This is a genomic window from Kribbella sp. (assembly GCF_035687465.1).
Classification (GTDB): domain Bacteria; phylum Actinomycetota; class Actinomycetes; order Propionibacteriales; family Kribbellaceae; genus Kribbella.
Map to the genome: position 1 here is coordinate 1 of NZ_DASRXP010000123.1, position 18,931 is coordinate 18,931.

The 18,931-nt window shown below is 67.6% G+C and carries 18 protein-coding genes; 5 read left to right on the forward strand and 13 right to left on the reverse strand.

Annotation, left to right across the window (positions count from 1 at the left end):
- Positions 1-546, reverse strand: a 546-nt coding sequence (locus VFG33_RS06400) for an ABC transporter ATP-binding protein (protein ID WP_325023406.1), incomplete at its 3' end; no start/stop codon positions are given.
- Positions 536-1,825: an efflux RND transporter periplasmic adaptor subunit gene (locus tag VFG33_RS06405; RefSeq protein WP_325023408.1), complete on the reverse strand. Its 1,290-nt coding sequence runs from the start codon at positions 1,823-1,825 to the stop codon at positions 536-538. The genes VFG33_RS06400 and VFG33_RS06405, both read right to left, overlap by 11 nt.
- Before the next feature lie 290 nt (positions 1,826-2,115).
- Between VFG33_RS06405 and VFG33_RS06410 the strand changes: the two genes are divergently transcribed.
- Complete coding sequence (locus VFG33_RS06410; RefSeq protein WP_184795065.1) at positions 2,116-2,499, forward strand: RNA polymerase-binding protein RbpA; 384 nt, start codon at positions 2,116-2,118, stop codon at positions 2,497-2,499.
- Between the two features lie 53 nt (positions 2,500-2,552).
- On the opposite strand, the gene VFG33_RS06415 is transcribed toward VFG33_RS06410, so the two are convergent.
- From VFG33_RS06415 to kdd, 8 genes are all read right to left on the reverse strand, one after another.
- Positions 2,553-3,077, reverse strand: a complete 525-nt coding sequence (locus VFG33_RS06415) for an FxsA family protein (protein WP_325023413.1) — start codon at positions 3,075-3,077, stop codon at positions 2,553-2,555.
- A 5-nt stretch (positions 3,078-3,082) separates the two neighbouring features.
- Positions 3,083-3,838, reverse strand: a complete 756-nt coding sequence (locus VFG33_RS06420) for a polyprenol monophosphomannose synthase (RefSeq protein WP_325023415.1) — start codon at positions 3,836-3,838, stop codon at positions 3,083-3,085.
- Positions 3,839-3,863: 25 nt separating this feature from the next.
- The gene (gene lnt, locus VFG33_RS06425; protein WP_325023417.1) at positions 3,864-5,429 is read right to left on the reverse strand and encodes an apolipoprotein N-acyltransferase; all 1,566 of its coding nucleotides are present in this window, start codon (positions 5,427-5,429) and stop codon (positions 3,864-3,866) included.
- Positions 5,430-5,973: 544 nt separating this feature from the next.
- The gene (gene kal / locus VFG33_RS06430) at positions 5,974-6,363 is read right to left on the reverse strand and encodes a 3-aminobutyryl-CoA ammonia lyase (RefSeq protein WP_325023419.1); all 390 of its coding nucleotides are present in this window, start codon (positions 6,361-6,363) and stop codon (positions 5,974-5,976) included.
- Positions 6,360-7,112: a lysine 5,6-aminomutase subunit beta gene (gene kamE, locus VFG33_RS06435; protein ID WP_325023421.1), complete on the reverse strand. Its 753-nt coding sequence runs from the start codon at positions 7,110-7,112 to the stop codon at positions 6,360-6,362. Before kamE ends, kal begins: the two co-directional genes overlap by 4 nt.
- The gene (gene kamD / locus VFG33_RS06440; RefSeq protein WP_414672929.1) at positions 7,109-8,677 is read right to left on the reverse strand and encodes a lysine 5,6-aminomutase subunit alpha; all 1,569 of its coding nucleotides are present in this window, start codon (positions 8,675-8,677) and stop codon (positions 7,109-7,111) included. Before kamD ends, kamE begins: the two co-directional genes overlap by 4 nt.
- Positions 8,674-10,275 (reverse strand): amidohydrolase, encoded by a 1,602-nt coding sequence (locus tag VFG33_RS06445; protein ID WP_325023425.1) that lies wholly within the window; start codon positions 10,273-10,275, stop codon positions 8,674-8,676. Before VFG33_RS06445 ends, kamD begins: the two co-directional genes overlap by 4 nt.
- Positions 10,276-10,278: 3 nt before the next feature.
- Positions 10,279-11,331 carry an L-erythro-3,5-diaminohexanoate dehydrogenase gene (gene kdd, locus VFG33_RS06450; protein ID WP_325023427.1) on the reverse strand — a complete coding sequence of 351 codons (1,053 nt, stop codon included), beginning with the start codon at positions 11,329-11,331 and terminating at the stop codon, positions 10,279-10,281.
- Between the two features lie 108 nt (positions 11,332-11,439).
- Here kdd and VFG33_RS06455 point away from each other — a divergent pair, with 108 nt between their 5' ends.
- The gene (locus VFG33_RS06455) at positions 11,440-12,900 is read left to right on the forward strand and encodes a KamA family radical SAM protein (protein ID WP_325023429.1); all 1,461 of its coding nucleotides are present in this window, start codon (positions 11,440-11,442) and stop codon (positions 12,898-12,900) included.
- On the opposite strand, the gene VFG33_RS06460 is transcribed toward VFG33_RS06455, so the two are convergent.
- Positions 12,897-13,337 carry an Lrp/AsnC family transcriptional regulator gene (locus tag VFG33_RS06460; protein WP_325023430.1) on the reverse strand — a complete coding sequence of 147 codons (441 nt, stop codon included), beginning with the start codon at positions 13,335-13,337 and terminating at the stop codon, positions 12,897-12,899. The genes VFG33_RS06455 and VFG33_RS06460 overlap by 4 nt on opposite strands.
- Positions 13,338-13,412: 75 nt before the next feature.
- On the opposite strand from VFG33_RS06460, the gene VFG33_RS06465 reads away from it, so the two are divergent.
- The 3 genes from VFG33_RS06465 to VFG33_RS06475 are packed head-to-tail and all read left to right on the forward strand — an operon-like array spanning position 13,413 to position 15,924.
- Complete coding sequence (locus VFG33_RS06465; RefSeq protein ID WP_325023440.1) at positions 13,413-14,342, forward strand: 5'-3' exonuclease; 930 nt, start codon at positions 13,413-13,415, stop codon at positions 14,340-14,342.
- On the forward strand, positions 14,339-14,734 hold the full coding sequence (locus VFG33_RS06470) for an ankyrin repeat domain-containing protein (RefSeq protein ID WP_325023432.1): 396 nt from the start codon (positions 14,339-14,341) through the stop codon (positions 14,732-14,734). The genes VFG33_RS06465 and VFG33_RS06470 overlap by 4 nt, the downstream gene beginning before the upstream one ends.
- Positions 14,731-15,924 (forward strand): M20 metallopeptidase family protein, encoded by a 1,194-nt coding sequence (locus VFG33_RS06475; RefSeq protein WP_325023434.1) that lies wholly within the window; start codon positions 14,731-14,733, stop codon positions 15,922-15,924. The genes VFG33_RS06470 and VFG33_RS06475 overlap by 4 nt, the downstream gene beginning before the upstream one ends.
- Here VFG33_RS06475 and VFG33_RS06480 read toward each other — a convergent pair.
- A complete protein-coding gene (locus VFG33_RS06480; RefSeq protein WP_325023436.1) occupies positions 15,918-16,787 on the reverse strand; it encodes a nucleoside hydrolase in 870 nt (289 codons plus the stop codon). The genes VFG33_RS06475 and VFG33_RS06480 overlap by 7 nt on opposite strands.
- 64 nt (positions 16,788-16,851) lie before the next feature.
- Positions 16,852-18,870 carry an ABC transporter ATP-binding protein gene (locus VFG33_RS06485; protein WP_325023438.1) on the reverse strand — a complete coding sequence of 673 codons (2,019 nt, stop codon included), beginning with the start codon at positions 18,868-18,870 and terminating at the stop codon, positions 16,852-16,854.
- Positions 18,871-18,931 lie beyond the last annotated feature (61 nt).

Below are 18,931 nucleotides of genomic sequence, written 5' to 3' on the forward strand. Positions count from 1 at the left end.
GGTCGAGTGCCGGTCGAGGTTTCCGGTCGGTTCGTCGGCAAGCAGGATCCGCGGCCCGGTGCAGAGCGCGCGGGCGATCGCGACCCGCTGCTGCTGACCGCCGGACAACTGGTTCGGGCGGTGGTCCTCGCGGTCCGCGAGGCCGACCAGCTCCAGCGCCCGGCGAGCCCGGCGGCGCCGCTCGGTGCGGCGTAGATGGGCGTAGGTGAGTGGGAGTTCGACGTTGGCGAGTGCGCTCGTCCGCGGGATCAGGTTGAACGACTGGAAGATGAAGCCGATCTTCCGGCCCCGGACCAGCGCCTGCTGGTCCTCGGACAGGTTGGCCACATTGGTGCCGTCCAGCCAGTACTCACCGCGGCTCGGCACATCCAGGCAGCCGAGGATGTTCATCAGGGTCGACTTGCCGGATCCCGAGGATCCCATCACCGCGACGTACTCGCCGGCCCGCACCTGCAGGTGGACGCCTCGCAGGGCATGCACCGCGGTCTCGCCGGCTCCGTACGTCTTGGTGACACCCCGGATGTCGATCAGGGCGTCAGCGGCCACGGTTCGCGCCCCCGCCCGCGCCACCGGTGGGAAGCTGGCCGCCGCCGGCGCCGACGGGGAACTGCCCGCCACCGGGACGCGTACCGGTTCCCGTGGTACCGCCGATGGCCCCCTGGATGAGCTCGACCTGCTCGCCCTCCTCGAGACCGGACTTGACCTCGGTGAAGCTGTCGCCGCGGACCCCGATCTGGACCTCGCGGGTGCCGCCGCCGTTGGCCAGCGTGACGGTGTTCGTAGTGCCGCTGGTGACGATCGCGGTGCTCGGGACGTAGAGCACGTTGGAGGCCTTGGCGGTCTGCACGGAGACGTTGGCGGTCTGGCCCATCCGGGCCTCGGCCGGGACCTTGGCCAGCGTGAAGGTCGCGGAGTACGAGACCACGCCGTTGGTCGTGGTCGGGGTCGGTGAGACCGACGTCAACGTCGCGCTGAGGTTGGTGCCGGGCGAGGCGTTGAGGGTGACGGTAGCCGTCTGCTTGACCTTGATCTTGGTCGCGTCGGCCTCCGGGAAGGCCGCTACCACCTGCAGCGACTTGAGGTCCGAGATGTCGACGAAGCCGGTACTGGCCGTGGTGCCCGTGGTCGTCCCGGTGCTACCTGAAGTAGAGCCTGAGGTTCCCGTCCCTGTACCGGTACCTGAGCTCGAGCTTGAGCTTGAACTGCCCGCGACGGACCCGACGGTGCCGTTGATCGCGGTGATGGTGCCGGCGATCGGTGCCTTCAGCGTGGTGGCGGCGACATCGGCCTGGGCGGCCTCCAGGTCCTGGTCGGCCTGCTCCAGATCCGCGTTCGCCCGGGCCAGCGCGGCCTTGGCGTTGGTGACGGCGATCTCGGGATCCTGGGTCTGCTGGGTCTGGGACTGGGTCTGCTCCCCCGCGGTCGGCGTCGGGGTCGGGCTGGCCGCGGCATCTGCCGCGTCGTCGGCGGCCTCCTCCGCGTCGTCCAGCGTCTCCTGGGCCGCGGTCAGCGAGTTCTCCGCGGCGATCTGGTTCTGCTCGGCGATCCGGACCGACCGCTCGGCCGCGGCCGGGTCGACCTTGGCGATCGCCGCTCCCTTCGCGACCACCTGTCCGACCTTCACCAGGATCGAGGTGACGGTGCCGGAGGTCTCGAACTGCGGCGAGGCCGTCTGGCCGCTCTGCAGGGTCCCGCTCGAACTGACGGCGGCGGTCACCTCGCCCCTGGCGACGGCGACACTCGGACGCGTAGTACTGGCAGCTTCTGATTCGTCGCGGAAGAACAGCAGGTACGCGGTGACCGCGATGGCGAGGACGATAGCCACCAGGGCCACGTTCAGGGGACTGAGGCCACGAAGTTTGTGGCGTGGGAGGACCATGGACGCAGACGCTAGGGAGACTTGCTGAGGAAAGGGCCGGTGATTCCTGGCAACAGCCTGTGAAAGTCGGGTCGTGATCAGACTGTGGCCCGCGACACACAGTGATTTGTGAACAGCCGATGACACGGCGTGATGACGGTGCTGTCAGGTGCATACCTGGGGCTCGGGCATGCCAAAATGGGAATGATCCGGGTCGGCCGACCGTTGGCACGGATGACGAATCTCGGAGGTATCACATGTCTAATCGCGTACTGCGTGGTTCGGGGCTGGGTGGGGTCAGCTTCGAGGATGACCGCGGCGTCGAGTTCGCGCCGCGCCAGATGATCACGTACGACTGCCCCCGCGGCCACGTGGTCGAGGTCACCATGGCTCACGACGCCGAGGTGCCCGCGATCTGGGAGTGCCCGCACTGCGGCAGCGAGGCCGCCCGTTCGACCGGTGAGAAGCCGGAGCCGAAGCAGGAGAAGCCCGCCCGTACGCACTGGGACATGCTGCGGGAACGCCGCAGCATCTCCGAACTGGAGGAACTGCTCGCCGAGCGGGTCCAACTGCTGCGCAACGGCGAGATCGGCCCGGCGCACCTGCACCGCGCCCGCACCACCGGCAAGCGCACCGCCTGACGAACACACAGAACAGGCCTTCACCGCACCCGCGGTGAAGGCCTGTTCTGTGGTCAGCCTGCCGGCGGCTTGTCCTGGGGACGGCCGTCGTCGGGGTTGATGACCTCCCCCTGGATGACGTCCTCGTTCCCAGGGCGTCGAGGCTGAGCCGGTCCGCCTGGAGCTGCCGGTCCGCCCGGCATGAAGCCGGTGAGCGGGCTGCCACCGAGCTGGGTCACGATGCGCCGGCCGAGGAACGCGGTCAGGACCTTGCGGGCCAGCGGCCGGGTGAACGGCAGGACGAAGAAGAACCCGAAGATGTCGGTCACGAACCCCGGCGTCAGCAGCAGCGTGCCGCCGACCAGGATCAGCCCGGCGTCGGCCAGTTCCTTGCCCGGCATCCGCCCGGTCTGCAGCGACGAGCGCAGCGCGTTCCAGGCCCGGCGTCCCTCGCGCTTGATCAGCCAGGCCCCGAGCGCGCTCTCCACCAGCAGCAGTCCGACCGTCGGCCAGCCACCGATCACCTGACCGACCTGGATGATCACGTAGATCTCGATGATCGGGACCAGCAGCAGGGCGAGCGCGATGAACCACGGCATCGGAGTCACACCTTCTTACTGAACAGTGAGCGCACCTGCTGAGCCCGGTAGGCCAGGCCCCAGCGGCCGACCCGGGCCATCGCCTCGATCACGATCGACTGGGACATCTTCGACTGCCCGAACTCACGCTCGACGAACGTGATCGGCACCTCGACGACCCGGAAACCGGACTTGACCGCCCGCCAGGCCAGATCCACCTGGAAGCAGTACCCGGCCGAGGCGACCTGGTCCAGGCCGATGCCCTCCAGAGTCTCCCGCCGGAACGCCCGGTAGCCGCCGGTCGCGTCCTGCAGTGGGACGCCCAGGGCGAGCCGGGTGTAGATGTTCCCGCCGCGGCTGAGGATCTCCCGGGACTTGGGCCAGTTCTGCACCTCGCCGCCCTTGACGTAGCGGGACCCCAGCACGAGGTCCGCGTCGCGCAGCGCCTCCAGCAACCGGTGGAGCTGCTCGGGCTGGTGTGAGCCGTCCGCGTCGTGCTCCACGAGGACGCCGTACCCGTTGCCGAGGCCCCAGTGGAAGCCGGCGATGTACGCGGCGCCGAGGCCCTCCTTGCCCTTGCGGTGCAGCACGTGCACCTGGTCGTCCCGCGCCGCCAGCTTGTCGGCCAGCTCACCGGTGCCGTCGGGCGAGTTGTCGTCCGCGACCAGCACGTCCGCCTCGGGCACCGCCGCGCGGATCCGGCCCACGATCGGCTCGATGTTCTCGGCCTCGTTGTAGGTGGGAACGATGACCAGGATCCTGCCCAGGTCGCTGAAGCTCACGCTGCTGGTTCTCCTTACCTCTGCCTTAGACCGGTACGGTCTCGCGACTCGGCGCCTGGGCCGGCGGGGTGCCGGGGTCGGGATCTTTCCGGTTGCGACGCGCCAGCAACGCCAGCGCTACTCCTATGATCCCCAGGCCGGACAAGATCCACTGCGGCCAGCCGCCGAGAGTGGTCGCCAGCGTATTGCCATCGCGGACCGGAACCGAGGCGACATACACGTCCCGGACGAACTCGCCCGACTTGTGCTCGACCGTGCCGTCCGGCTGGATCACCCCGGAGATGCCACTGGTCGACGCGATCAGCACCGTCCGGCCGGTCTCGATCGCCCGCATCCGGGTGATCGCGAACTGCTGCTCCGGCTGCCCGGTACCGCCGTAGGTCGCGTTGTTCGTCTGAACGATCAGGACCTGCGCGCCACCCTTGACCACGTCGGTCACGACGTTGTCGTAGGCGAGTTCGAAGCAGATCAGGTCGCCGTAGGTGACCCCGTTGATCGGCATCACACCGGGGACCTTGCCGGCAACGGTCTGCCGGCCGATCATCTCCAGCCGCTTGATGTAGGGCAGCAACTGGTCGCGGAAGGGGATGTACTCGCCGAAGGGCACCGGGTGCCGCTTGGCGTAGGTCTGGCCCGGGCCTGTCACCGGGTCCCAGACGACGCCGGCCGTCTGGCGCTCGTCCGGACCGGGGCCGTCGAGGACGGCGCCGACCAGGATCGGCACGTTGACGGCCTTGACCGCCTCCTCGATGTCCTGCCGGGTCTCGGCGTCCTTGAACGGGTCGATGTCGGTCGAGTTCTCCGGCCAGATCACCAGGTCCGGCTTCTGCTCCGTGCCGGCCTGGACCATCTTCTGCAGGTCGAGGGTCGCGTTCAGGTGGTTCGTGGTCACCGTCCTGGCCCGGCCGAGGAACTCCAGGCCCTTGCCAGGGACGTTGCCCTGCACCATCGCGGCGGTGACGGTCTTGCCGTTGCCCTCGGTCGACAGCGAGATGAAGGAGCTACCGCCGATGATCGCGATTCCTGCCGCCACCGCGACTACGCGGAGGCTGAGTGCGCTTCGGCGCCGTAGTACGGCATAGGCCAGGACGCCGAGGAGAGCGATGACGAAGCTGAGACCGGGGATGCCGACCAGCGAGGCGAGCTTGCCCAGCGGGGAGTCGGCGAACGCCCAGGCCAGCCGGGCCCAGGGGAAGCCGCCGAACGGCACCGAGCCGGTCGCGTACTCCGTCGCTACCCACAGGCACGGGATCCACAGCATCCAGAGCCGGTGTTTCAGTACCACGGTCGCGAGTGCGCCGAAGACGCCGTAGAAGAGGCCCTCGAGGATCGCCAGGGCGATCGCGGCGTCACCACCGATCACCGTGATCCACGGGACCAGGACGGCGTAGTACGCGATGCCGAAGCCGGCGCCGATCAGGATGCCGGCCTTGACGGAGACGCCGTTCAGCGTGGCCAGCAGCAGCGGGATCGCGAGGAACGCGAGCCAGGGGTGGTCATGGGGCTCGAAAGCCAGACCGAGGCCGGCACCGGCGGCGACGGCCACGATCAGCCTGGGCAGGATGCGCCTCAACGCCTGCAACCGCTCCACTCGGGTACCCCTTCGCCTCACACGACCGGCGGGCGCCGGTCGCACGACGGTACAACGTACGGCGGGCGGGGATGTATCCGGTCAGTAGCCGGAAGGTGTACGGAGCTGATACGAGACCGCCGCGACTACCAACGGTAGCGGGCAAGGGAAAGGGGCCCGGCGCTCCTTCGGACCAACCGGCGATCCGCTGGATGCGAACCGCCCGGCTGTTGTCTACTGGGCGCCGAGCCCCTTTTACCTCTGCCCCGCGGGGGGCTAACCACCGGCGATCTCAGCCCCCGTCGACTCAGGCCTGGCACTGGCCTGGTCAGCGTCGCGGGATCATCCGGTGGCCGAACTTCTTGTATCCGTTAGTGAAACGGGATATGACGACTCCCAAAACGATGCTCGTTCGCGGCGGTGGTGTCAACCTCTCCGACCGCTCCTTCAAGGCGTTGTAACACTTCCCGCCTGTCCTACCAGGGATAACGCCGTTCGGTGATCGAGGTCACGTTACAGAGCCGTCTCGGCACTCCACGTAATCGTTACCCAGGGCAACTAATCGTCACGCAGCTGGTACGACGACAGTGCCGGTGGCGCGGGTGATCTCGAGCGGCTCGGCCAATACTTCGGCGGCGGACTCCGACCCGTCCGCCCGGCCCCGGCAGACCACTGTGGCGACGAACTCGATCTCCCTGCTCCGGTTGCCGACCCGGGAGATCGTTGCCTTCACCTCCACAATGTCGCCCGCCCGCAACGGCTGCAGGAACTGCACCTCCGAGTAGGAGGCGAACAGTCCTTCATCGCCGTCGCTCTGGATGCACACCTCGGTGGCAACGTCTCCGAACAGACCGAGGACGTAGGCACCGTCGACCAGATTGCCCGCGTAGTGCGCGTGGCTGTAGGGGACGTAGCGCCGGTGAGTGACGGTCAGACCGATAGTTGCCTTGGTCATGCAGTTCTCCGACTCGGGATTCGACGGGTGACAAGGGCATCGACGAGATAGCTGGCCACCTCGCCCGGCGTGGTACCGCGGCCGAACACCCGGTCCACTCCGAGCTCAGGTGCCATCGCCTCGGTAAAACGGGGGCCACCGGCAACCAAAACCGGCCGCGTCTGTTCGGAGTAGGCCTCGCGGAACGCGGCCGACATCTCCTTGGTGTTCAGCACATGTGCTTCCCGCTGGGTGACCACCTGCGACACCAGGATCGCGTCCGCCTTCTCCGCCTTGGCGCGGCGGACCAGTTCCGGTACGGCCACCTGGGCGCCGAGGTTGACCACCTTCAGCTCGCGGTAGTACTCCAGGCCCTTCTCACCGGCGAATCCCTTGATGTTCATGATCGCGTCGATCCCGACGGTGTGCGCGTCCGTCCCGATGCACGCGCCGACCACGGTGAGCCGACGGCGAAGGCCCTTGCGGATGGCCAGGTTCGCGTCCTTCGGCGACAGCAACGGGTAGTCCCGTTCGATCACCTCGACCTTGCTGGTGTCGACCAGGTGATTGACCGGTCCGTAGACGACGAAGAAGGTGAAGTCAGGCCCCATCGGCTTGGCGTGCACGACCAGCGCCGGGTCCATCCCCATCTTGTTCGCGAGCTGGATCGCGGCGCCTTCCGCCCGCTTGTCATGCGCGATCGGCAGCGTGAACGACATCTGCACCATCCCGTCCCCGGTCATGTCCCCATACGGCCTGATGATGCTCATTGCGCCTCCTCGAGCAGCTCGATCGCGGGGTTGTAGTAGGCCGTCGAGCGTTTGGCGACGCCATCGAGGCCGCGGCCGGCGTCCTGGGGGCGCTTCATCAACCCGAAGGTGCCGTCACCGATCGCGTTCAGCAGTCCGTCGTCGACGATCCGCTCCAGCAGGTCGATGGATTCCCCCAGCACCTGCCGCGCGCGCTGAGCGATGAAACCGTCCGGCGCCGGGTGGAAGTCCTCGTGAAGGTTGCCCGCGGCACCCAAGACGTACCGGACGTTCTGCAGCGCCAGATCACGGTCGGAGATCCACGGCGTCACCACGGCCTCGGTCATCATGCCGACCAGCAGGATGCCCTGCCCCGTCATCGCACCGACCAGGTTGAAGAAGCCGTCCAGCAGGTACCCGCGGAACACGTCGCCGGTCATGTGCCGGGTCGGCGGCATCCACTTCAGCGGCGCGTCCGGGAACAGCTGCCGCGCGAGCATCGCGTGCGCCAGTTCCAGCCGGAACGAGTCCGGGATCTCGGGAGTGATCTCGAAGGCATGCCCGAGTCCGAGCTGCCAGTCCTCGAGTCCGGCCTCCTTGGCGAAGTACTCGTTCAGCAGTTGCGACACCGTCACCGTGTGCGCGGCGTCGACGGCGTCCGCGGTGGTCAGGTAGTTGTCCTCGCCGGTGTTGATGATGATCCCGGCCCGGGCATGGATCTGCCGGCTGAACCGCTGGTCGACGAAGGTCCGGATCGGGTTGATGTCGCGGAAGAGGATCCCGTACATCGAGTCGTTCAGCATCATGTCCAGCCGCTGCAGACCGGCCAGCGTCGCAATCTCCGGCATGCACAACCCGGAGGCGTAGTTCGTCAGCCGGATATACCGCCCGAGCTCCTTCGATGACTCGTCCAGCGCCGCACGCATCAGCCGGAAGTTCTCCTGCGTCGCATACGTCCCGGCAAATCCCTCGCGGGTCGCACCCTCGGGCACGTAGTCGAGCAGCGACTGTCCGGTCGAGCGGATCACCGCGATGATGTCGGCGCCCGCCCGGGCCGCCGCCTGTGCCTGCGGGATGTCCTCGTAAATGTCGCCGGTGGCAACGATCAGGTAGATCCAGGGCCGCTGCTCCGGATCACCATGCCGCTTGATCAACCGGTCCCGCTCGCGCCTGCGCCCGTCGACCTTCTTGAGCCCCGCCGCCGCGGCCTTCCGCGCAGCCGCCCGAGCCCGTACCGCGTCGCGCCCCTCCGGCAGGCGGAACGTGACCGACCCCGAAGCCGCCTTCTGCGCAAGGACAGACAGGTCCTCGGCCTCACCGCGGAGCAACGCATCCCACACAGGCAACGCGAGCCCGTGCTCAAGACCAACATCGGCCCGCACGGTGTCGGCCAACCGGTTCACCCACGGGATCCCCTCCGTGTCGGCTCCCGCGAGCCCGGCCAAGCGCAGTACGGCACGCTCGACGGAGGCGGTGGTGTGCTGCTTGGCGATGTTCACGATCGGCCGCCCGGCCTTGCGGGCGAGACTGCGCGCCTTCCGCACGGTGGCGGGGTCGAGGTCGAGCTTCTTCACGGCACGGGTCACGAGGACCATCCTTCGGCGTCGTACACGATGCGGCCGCTGACCACGGTCCGCTGACAAACAGGTACTGGTGCCTCTTCGCTCAGGTCCGGCAGGACCGGAACACCCGCGCGCGGGTCCGTCGACCAGGCCGCGACCCGCTGGTCCGGCGTCTGCACGACCAGGTCGGCGTCACTCTCCCAGATCGCGTACGTCGCTGCCGTCCCCAGCGCGAGCACTCCGGAGTCGTCGATCCCGGCTGCTCGCCAACCACCTCGCGTGTGCGCGGCGAACGCAGCCCGGACGGTGATCCGCTCGTCCGGATTGTGGTGGAACGCGGCGGCCCGAACGGCTTCCCAGCCACCGAGCTCAGTGACCGGTGAATCCGATCCGAAAGCGAGCACCACGCCCGCACGAGCCAGCGAGCCGAACGGGTTCATCCCCGTCCACCGCTCCCCCACGCGTTCGGCGTACATGTTGTCCGGCCCACCCCACAACCGGTCGAACATCGGCTGAACGCTCGCGACGACACCGCACCGCGCGAGGGTGGCGATGGCTGTCTCATCGACCATCTCGACGTGCTCCAGCCGATGCCGTGCAGCGACCAGCGCCTGGACTCCGACCTTCTCCGCTGCCAACTCGAACCCGCGAGCGATGTTGTCGAGCGCAGCGTCGCCGATGCAGTGGAATCCCGCCTGCACGTTGCGTTCGGTGCACGCGATCACGTGGTCGGCGATCTCCTCGGCCGTGAGGTAGGCGTGACCGCGGTGGCCCGGCCGATCGGCGTACGACTCTCTGAGCGCGGCCGTGCGGGAGCCGAGGGCACCGTCGGCGTTGAGGTCCCCGGCGAGGCCCCCAAGGCCGTAGCCGGTGACGTTGTCGAAGACGCCCGGCTGACCCCAGTAGAGGGTCGCGGCGAGGCCCGCTTCGTCAGCGGCCTGACGGACGAGCGGGAGCTCCCACAGGGGGCCGATGTGCGGCGCGGCCATCTCGTGGAAGGCGCCGATGCCGCGTTGCGCCATCGCCTCCACCGCTGCGCGCGCGTCGGTGAGGCGTTGCTCCGGACCGACCATCTCGCCCAGGGCATCCCGTACAGCGTGGTTGGCATCCCGCTCTACTCGGCCGTCAGCGTCGTAGCCGGCTTGGGCCTCCACACCTTCGACGGCGTAGGCCAATGCGGTGGAGATGACACCGGAGTGGCCATCGACGCGAGAGAGGTAGACGCGGCGACCGTCCGCGGCCCGGTCCAGCTCGGCGCTGGTCGGCGGCCTACCTTCCGGCCACTTCGTCTCGTCCCAACCCGAGCCGTCGATGACAGCCTCCGGCCCGAGCGTGCGGGCGAAGGCGGCGAGGCGGTCGAGGCATTCGGTCAGGCTCGTGGTGCCGGCGAGGTCGAGGCCGGTCAGCAGCGCACCGGCTTGGGCGGCATGGACGTGGGCGTCGACGAAAGCGGGCGTGACGAGCCTGCCCTGCAGATCGACGACCTCGTCCGCGCCGTCGGCGTACGAGGCCGCGCCGGTGTCGTCGCCGAGCCAGCTGACGACGCCGTCGTCGAAGGCGATCGCGGTCGCGTGGGGATCCGCGGGAGAGTAGACAGAACCGTTCGTCAGGAGTGTGCGCACAGGCTAATCCTCCCCCTCCGCCTCGAGTCTGCTGTCGAACAACTCCCGGACACCGGGTTCGGACCGCAGCAACTCGAGCGCGTAGTCCGCATGACCAGGCACATATCCGTTACCGACCAGCATCGTGACGTCGGCCGCCAACCCCTCGGCCCCGAGCGCGGCGGCCGAGAACGACGTGGCCATCGAGAAGAAGATCACCGTGCCACCAGCAGCCGTCGCCAGTACTGCGCCATGCTCGCAGCCCGGCACATCCACACAGACCACCGTGATGTCCGCCGGTTCCCCCACAGCTTCGGCCAAGGCGACGGGATCACGGGCATCGGCAAGCGCGACGACATCGGCCAGTCCAACCCTCTCGAGGCGATCCTTCTCCACCTGCACAGGGACGATCCCGATGGTCCGTGCAGCCCCAGCGCGCCGAGCAGCAGCTAGGGAGAGCGAGCCACTTTTCCCTGCGCCGCCAATTACTGACACGACAGGCTTTATGCCTTTGTCGACATACTGGCGGACGATTCGCGCGGTCAGCGCGGGTGCTCCGCAGACGTCCATCACGGCCAGGGACAGCTGTGGCCTCAGGTCGTCCGGAAGCTTCGCGACGATCGACCGGGCGAAGAGAATCGCGTGCCCCTCGGCGGGAACCTGCTCACCGCGACCGTCCCATTTCCGCAGTCCATCGGTGATCTCCAGCGGGGTCAGCGTCAGCGACACCAGTGTCGCCACCCGGTCGCCCTGATGTACTCCGAGGGGCGACTCCGGCCCGACCTCGTCGACCACGCCGACGAGCATGCCGCCCGAGCCCGTGACGGGGTTCTGCATCTTGCCGCGGGTCCGCACGATTTCCAGCACGGCCGCACGCACAGCGTCACCATCTCCCCCGTGCGCCTCCGCGAGCTGCCGGTACGACGCCGCGTCGAGGTTCAGCCGCTCGACCGAGATCCGCACCTCGTCAGGCCACAGCTCCGCCCGCGCATCCAATCGCTGAGCAGCCTGCGGCAACACGCCGGCGGGCTCGACGACGCGATGCAGTCCGACCGCCGAACCGGCAGTATCTGGCACGTAGCCTCCTTTGAAAGGAAATCTTGCGGTGTTCTAATGGATCTACCATAAGTTCTATCGCTATCCTCACATGAGACCGACGCCGTCGTGGAGCCCCCAGGAGGACTCGTGACCGATCTGATCAGCCCGGAGCTTGCGACTGCGGAACTGAATGAGCAGCCGTACGCCTATCACCGGGCCGACCTCGTCGAGCCGGACTGGACCCGCATTCCTGGTTTCAAAGACGTCACCGTCGAGGAGTGGCGGTCGGTGCAGTGGCAGCGCTCGCACTGCGTGAAGAACGTGAAGCAGTTGCGTGACGTGATGGGTGACCTGCTCGAGGAACGGGTCTACGAGGACCTCGCCCGGGACCAGGCCGAGCGCGCCACGATGTCGATGCTGCTGCCACCCCAGATGCTCAACACGATCGTGCCGAACGGCGCCCCCGATTACACCGAGGCCTTCTACTCGGACCCGGTGCGCAGGTACATGCTGCCGATGTTCAGCGACCGCCGCGCTGACTGGCCGTCGCACCCACACGCGACGAGGGACTCCCTGCATGAACACGAAATGTGGGCCACGGAGGGGTTGACCCACCGATACCCGACCAAGGTTCTGGCGGAAATCCTGCCGACGTGTCCGCAGTACTGCGGGCACTGCACGCGGATGGACCTGGTCGGGAATTCGACCCCGGTGATCGACAAGCTGAAGTTCACCATCAAGCCGCAGCAACGCCTGGACGACATGCTCGAGTACCTGCGCCGTACTCCGGGCGTCCGCGACGTCGTGGTCTCCGGCGGCGACGTGGCGAACATGCCCTGGCCGCGGCTGGAGGCGTTCCTCACCAGCCTGCTGGAGATCGAGAACATCCGCGACATCCGGCTGGCCACCAAGGCTTTGATGGGGATGCCGCAGCACTGGCTGTCCGACGACGTCCGCGCCGGCGTCGAGCGGGTCGCCCAACTCGGCCGCAAGCGCGGCGTCATGATCGCGATGCACACCCATGTGAATGCAGCGCAGTCGGTGACCCCGCTCGTGGCGGAAGCGACCAAGGCGATGTTCGAGGCCGGTCTGCGCGACGTCCGGAACCAGGGCGTCCTGATGCGCGGCGTGAACGACTCGGTGCCCGAGTTGCTCGATCTGTGTTTCGCCTTGCTCGACGGGGCCACCATCACGCCGTACTACTTCTACATGTGCGACATGATCCCGTTCTCCGAGCACTGGCGGGTCTCGGTCCGCGATGCCCAGCACCTGCAGCACGGCATCCTCGGGTACCTCCCGGGCTTCGCGACCCCCCGAATCGTCTGCGATGTCCCGTACGTCGGAAAGCGGTGGGTCCACCAACTGTCGGAGTACGACGAGGTCCGCGGCGTCTCGTACTGGAAGAAGAACTACCGCACCGGTATCGAGCAGCAGGAACCGGAAGCCCTGAACCGCACCTACGAGTACTACGACCCGATCGACACGCTGCCCGCCGAGGGCCAAGCCTGGTGGAACCAGCACGCCGGAGCCTCCCTGGCCGAAGCCGAGAAGCAGGCCGCCGCATCCCGCGACGCCGCCGAAGCCCAAAAGCTACTGCGGATCAGCTAGACCGCGGGTGGGCGGCGCTCGTACGGGGTGCTGAGGACGATCGTCGTGGTGGTGGAGACGTTGGCCCGGGCGCGGATGACGGCGAGGAGGTGCTCGAGGGCGGCCGGGGTGGCGACGCGGACGATCAGGATGTAGCTGGAGTCGCCGGCCACTGAGTAGCAGGACTCGATCTCCCGGACGCCGCGCAGCCGCTCGGGCGAGTCGTCCGGCTGCGAGGGGTCGATCGGCCGGATCGAGATCAACGCGGTCAGCGGCAGATCGAGCGCGGTGTGGTCGATCGTCGCCGCGTACCCCAGGATGATCCCGCGCTGCTCCAGCCGCTTGACGCGCTGATGCACCGCCGAGGTGGACAGCCCGGTCTCTTTCCCCAGGTCGGTGAAACTCATCCGCCCGTCGGACGCCAGCAGCGCGACGATCTTCCGATCCAGGTCCTCCATGCGCAGACCCTACAGGTGCCTGTGTGAAAGCATCGGCCCATGGCTCAGAACTCTCCTGGCACCGGTCAGCGGCTGATGTTGCTCGACACCGCTTCGCTGTACTTCCGGGCGTTCTTCGGTGTGCCCGACACGATGAAGGCCGCCGACGGTACGCCGACGAACGCGATCCGCGGGCTGCTCGACTTCATCGCGCGGCTGGTGGAGAACCACCGGCCCACCCATCTGGTCGCCTGCTGGGACGACAACTGGCGACCGTCCTGGCGGGTCGAGCTGATCCCTTCGTACAAGGCTCAGCGGGTCGAGTTCGTCGCCACCGGCGGTGTGCAGGTCGAGGACGTGCCGGACCGGCTGGAGGTCCAGGTGCCTTACATCCGAGCTTGCCTGGACGCGCTCGGCATCGCGATCGCGGGCGCTCCCGACCACGAGGCCGACGACGTGATCGGCACCCTCTCGCACCGGTCCCAGATGCCCGTCGACGTCGTCACCGGAGACCGGGACCTGTTCCAGTTGATCGACGACTCGCGCGGGATCCGGATCATCTACACCGCGGCCAAGGGTGTCGGCCGTGCCGAGGTGTACGACGAGAAGGCGCTGCTGGCGAAGTACGAGATCCCCGCCGGCCGGTACGCCGACTTCGCCACCCTGCGCGGGGATGCCTCGGACGGGTTGCCCGGGGTCAAGGGCGTCGGCGAGAAGACGGCCGCTTCGCTGATCACGGCGTACGGCGGACTCGACGAGATCCGGGCCGCCGCGGCCGACCCCGGTACGCCGATGTCGGCGTCGGTGAAACGAAAGATCCTCGACGCGGCCGACTACCTCGACGTCGCGCCGAAGGTGGTCGCCGTCGCGAAGGACGCGCCGGTCAGCTCGTTCGACCCGACGATGCCGACCGCGGTCCGAGACCCGGAGCGCTGGCTCGACCTGGTGGAACTGCTCGAACTCGGCAGCAGCGCCCAGCGGGTGATGGCCGCCCTCAAACTCGATCCGAAGGAGGCCACGCCGTGAGTGACGACGATTCCGAGAAGCTGACAGAGCTCGCGCATTTCGTCTTCGACCTGGCGCGGTCCGGGGACGACGAACAGCTCGCCGCCTACCTGGACGGCGGTGTCCCGGTGAACATGACCGATGCCTCGGGCAACACTCTGCTGATGCTTGCCGCGTACAACGGTCAGCCGAGCACCGTGACCCTGCTGGCATCCCGCGGCGCCGACGTGAACCGGATGAACGACCGGGGCCAGTCGCCGATCGCCGGCGCGGTGTTCAAGATGGAGCCGGAGATCGTCCGCACGCTGCTCGCGGCCGGCGCCGATCCGACCGCCGGAAGCCCGAGCGCGATCGACACTGCGCGGATGTTCCAGCAGACCGAACTACTCGCTCTCATGGAAGGCAACGAGTGACGAACACCGTCGAACTGGCCGAGCGGTTCCGCCCCGAGATCGTCCAGTTGCGGCGCGCGCTGCACCAGGTACCGGAGTACGACCTGGAGCTGCCGAAGACACAGGCGCTGATCCTTGAGGCGCTCGACGGGTTGGATCTTGAGATCACGCTCGGCAAGGAGCTCTCCTCAGTGACCGCCGTACTGCGGGGTCGTGGCGGGCCTGGTCCTGTCGTCCTCCTGCGCGGCGACATGGACGCACTGCCGGTCACCGAGCGCGTCGAGGTGCCGTTCAAGTCGCAGCACCCCGGGATGATGCATGCCTGCGGCCACGACCTGCACGTCGCGGGCCTCGTCGGTGCGGCGAAGATCCTGCACGAACTGCGCGACCAGCTCGCCGGGGATGTGGTGTTCATGTTCCAGCCGGGCGAGGAGACCACCGGCGGCGCGCCGATCATGATCCGCGAGGGTCTGCTGGAAGCAGCCGGACGCCGCGTCGACTCGGCGTACTGTCTGCACGTCCAGTCCGCGGGTGATCCGCTCGGGATGTGGAACAGCAAGCCGGGTCCGCTGATGGCGGCCGCGGACCAGCTGAGTGTGCGGGTGGTCGGCGCCGGTGCCCACGGCTCCGAACCGTTCCGCGGTAAGGACCCGATCCCGGTGCTGTGCGAGATCGTCGTCGCGCTGCAGACGATGGTGACGCGGCAGTTCGACGTGTTCGACCCGGTCGTGCTGACCATCGGCCGGATCATCGGCGGCACCAAGGAGAACATCATCCCGGACGACGCGTTCTTCGACGCCACCATCCGGACGCTGTCCGCCGCGACGCAGGCGAAGGTTCAGGAGGCCAGCGTCCGCCTGGTCGAGAACCTTGCCGCGGCCCACGGCCTGACCGCCGAAGCCGACTACCGGGTCGGGTATCCGGTCACTGTCAACGACGAGCGCGAGTACCTCTTCGCCCGCCAGGCGATCGTCGACCTCTTCGGCCCCGACCGGTACCGCGAACGCGCCCACGCCGAGCTCGGTGCCGAGGACATGTCCTTCGTCCTGAATGAGGTCCCCGGTGCCTACGTCAACCTCAGCGCCTGCAGTGCCACCGACTACGAACATGCCGCCGACAACCACTCCCCCTTGGCCGACTTCGACGACTCAGTCCTCCCCGACGGAGCCGCCCTCCTTGCTGAACTCGCAGTACGGCGGCTGGCTCAGTAACTCAAGCTGGAGTCGAGCCAGGACATGAAAGCGCTGTAGTCGGCGCTGATCGAAATGATGACCTCCGTGCCCTCATCACTGCGGCTCATCCGGGCGATCGGATCGAGAGCGACACGCTCCCGAGCGAACCGGATGCCTGGCCAAAGAGTCGCGGCCGCGAGAGTCAGTCCGTCGTGCTGCATCGAGCCGGGATAGCGCGCCATCCAGCGATCACTGTGCTCCCTGAGGATCCTCGCCCAGAGCGGCGCATCCGGCTCCGCCCACCTCTTGTAGATCGGCGAGTCGGCGGTGATCTCGATGGCCGGGTTGAACGTGACGTCGTTGACGACAAACGTCGGACGCCCGCGCTCGAGCACGGGCAGCATCCTCGCCGCCTCCGGATCCACCCGTAAGTTGTGCTCCGCCCGCGACGGATCCCGGTAAACGAACGCCCCACCCATCTGCGTCACAACCATCCGCGCAACAAGCTCAGGCCGCTCGCTCTGCAAGGTCGACAGATTCGACAACGGCCCGATACCAACCCACCGAACCGGACCCGACGTCGACCCGCACACCGCCGCAACCGCCGACACAACCTCGGTCCCCTGCTTAGGCACGTCGTCCGGAAACAGCCCATCCACGAAGTACAACCTGCTGTTCCCCAGATCCGACCCGGCAACCACCTTCACATCCTGCCGCCCAACCAGATCCAGCAGATGCCTCACAAACCGCGCCCGCTCCCCGCCGTACTCATCACTCGTAACCACCAACGCCAACTCCGGAACCCTCCGACCCGCAGCCACCACCGCAACCGTGTCATCCGGATCCCCACCAATATCGGTATCAATAATCATCGGCGCACTCTTCGGGGGTTCGGTCGCCATGCGTCCAGTACCTCACATCCGGCAGCGACGGCGCCGGAGTTGTCCACAGGATCAGGCTGAGGAGTCAGGCTGGCGTGGTGACTCCTTCTGTTTCGTCGACGTCGGTGATGGCGCCGGCGAACTGGGCGTTGTAGAGGCGGGCGTAGGCGCCGTGTGCGTCCAGGAGCTGGCGGTGGTTGCCCTGCTCAACGATCGAGCCGTCCTCCATCACCAGGATCAGGTCCGCGTCGCGGATGGTGGACAACCGGTGCGCGATCACGAAGCTGGTCCGGTCGGAACGGAGCGCGGCCATCGCCCGCTGGACGAGTACCTCGGTCCGGGTGTCGACCGAGCTGGTCGCCTCGTCCAGGATCAGCAACTGCGGATCGGCCAGGAACGCCCGGGCGATGGTGAGCAACTGCTTCTCCCCCGCACTGACATTGCTGCCCTCCTCGTCGATCACCGTGTCGTACCCGTCCGGCAGGCTGTGCACGAAGCGATCCACGTACGTCGCCTTCGCCGCGGCCAGCAGTTCCTCCTCGCTCGCCTCCAGGTTCCCGTACCGGATGTTGTCCCGGATGGTCCCGCCGAACAACCAGGTGTCCTGCAGCACCATGCCGATCCGCGAGCGCAGGTCGTGCCTGGTGAGCTCGGTGATGTCGACGCCGTCCAGGGTGATCCGGCCGCCGTCGAGCTCGTAGAACCGCATGATCAGGTTGACCAGCGTGGTCTTGCCGGCGCCGGTCGGACCGACGATCGCGACCGTCTGGCCTGGCTCGGCGACCAGGCTCAGGTCGGTGATCAGCGGCTTGTCCGGGCTGTACGAGAACGACACATGCTCGAACTCGACCCGCCCGTGCGACTCCGTCACCTTCGCCGGGGTGGCGTCGTCCGGCACCTGCTCGGTGGCATCCAGTACTTCGAACACCCGCTCGGCCGACGCGACGCCGGACTGCAACAGGTTCGCCATCGACGCCACCTGGGTCAGCGGCTGGGTGAACTGCCGGGAGTACTGGATGAACGCCTGCACGTCACCGAGCGACATCGTGCCCGACGCCACCCGGAGACCGCCGATCACTGCGATCACCACGTAGTTCAGGTTCCCGATGAACATCATCGTCGGCATGATCAGGCCGGAGATGAACTGCGCCCCGAACGAGGCCTGGAACAGCTCCTCGTTCTTCTTCTCGAAGCTGGCCTCGATCTCCTTCTGCCGGCCGAAGACCTTGACCAGCTCGTGTCCGGTGAAGGCCTCCTCGATCTGGCCGTTCAGCGCGCCGGTATGCCGCCACTGCGCCACGAACCGGGCCTGCGAACGCTTCGCGATCACCGCGGTGATGATCATCGAGATCGGGATGGTGACCAGGGCGATCAGCGCCAGCAGCGGCGACACCACGAACATCATCGTGACGACGCCGACCACCGTCAGCAGCGAGGTGAGCAACTGGCTCAGGGTCTGCTGCAGGCTGGTCGAGATGTTGTCGATGTCGTTGGTGACGCGGCTCAGCAGTTCACCGCGAGGCGCGCCGTCGAAGTAACTCAGCGGCAGCCGGTTCAGCTTGTCCTCGACGTCGGACCGCAGCTCGAAAACAGTCCGCTGCACCACGCCGTTCAGGATGTAGCCCTGCATCCAGGACAGGAAGAACGACCCGACGTACAGAGCAAGGACCAGCATCAGGACGTTGCGCAGGGCATCGAAATCGATGCCGACGCCCGGGATCAGGTCGATCCCGCCGAGCAGGTCGGCGAGCCGGCCGTTGCCGCCGGCACGGGTCTGCTCGATCACCTGCTCCTTGGTCAGGCCGCTCGGCAGCGTCTTGCCGATCGCGCCGGCGAAGATGATGTCGGTCGCCCGGCCGAGGATCTTCGGTCCGAGCACCGCCAGACCGACGCTCGCGATCGCCAGCAGGATCACGCCGCCGACCTGGACGCGGTGCGGCCGGAGCCGCCTCAGCAGTCGTTTGGCGGACGGCAGGAAGTTCATCGACTTGTCGCCGGGGATGCCCCCGGGCGGTCCGAACGAGCGACCCGTGGTCGGCCGCTCGGTCGACTTGATCGTCTCGGTGCCTTCGGGCTCGTCGGCCGTCGGAATCTCGTTGCTCATGCTGCTTCCTCCGCGGCCCGCTGGGACTCGACGATCTCGACGTACGTCGGGCAGGTGTCGA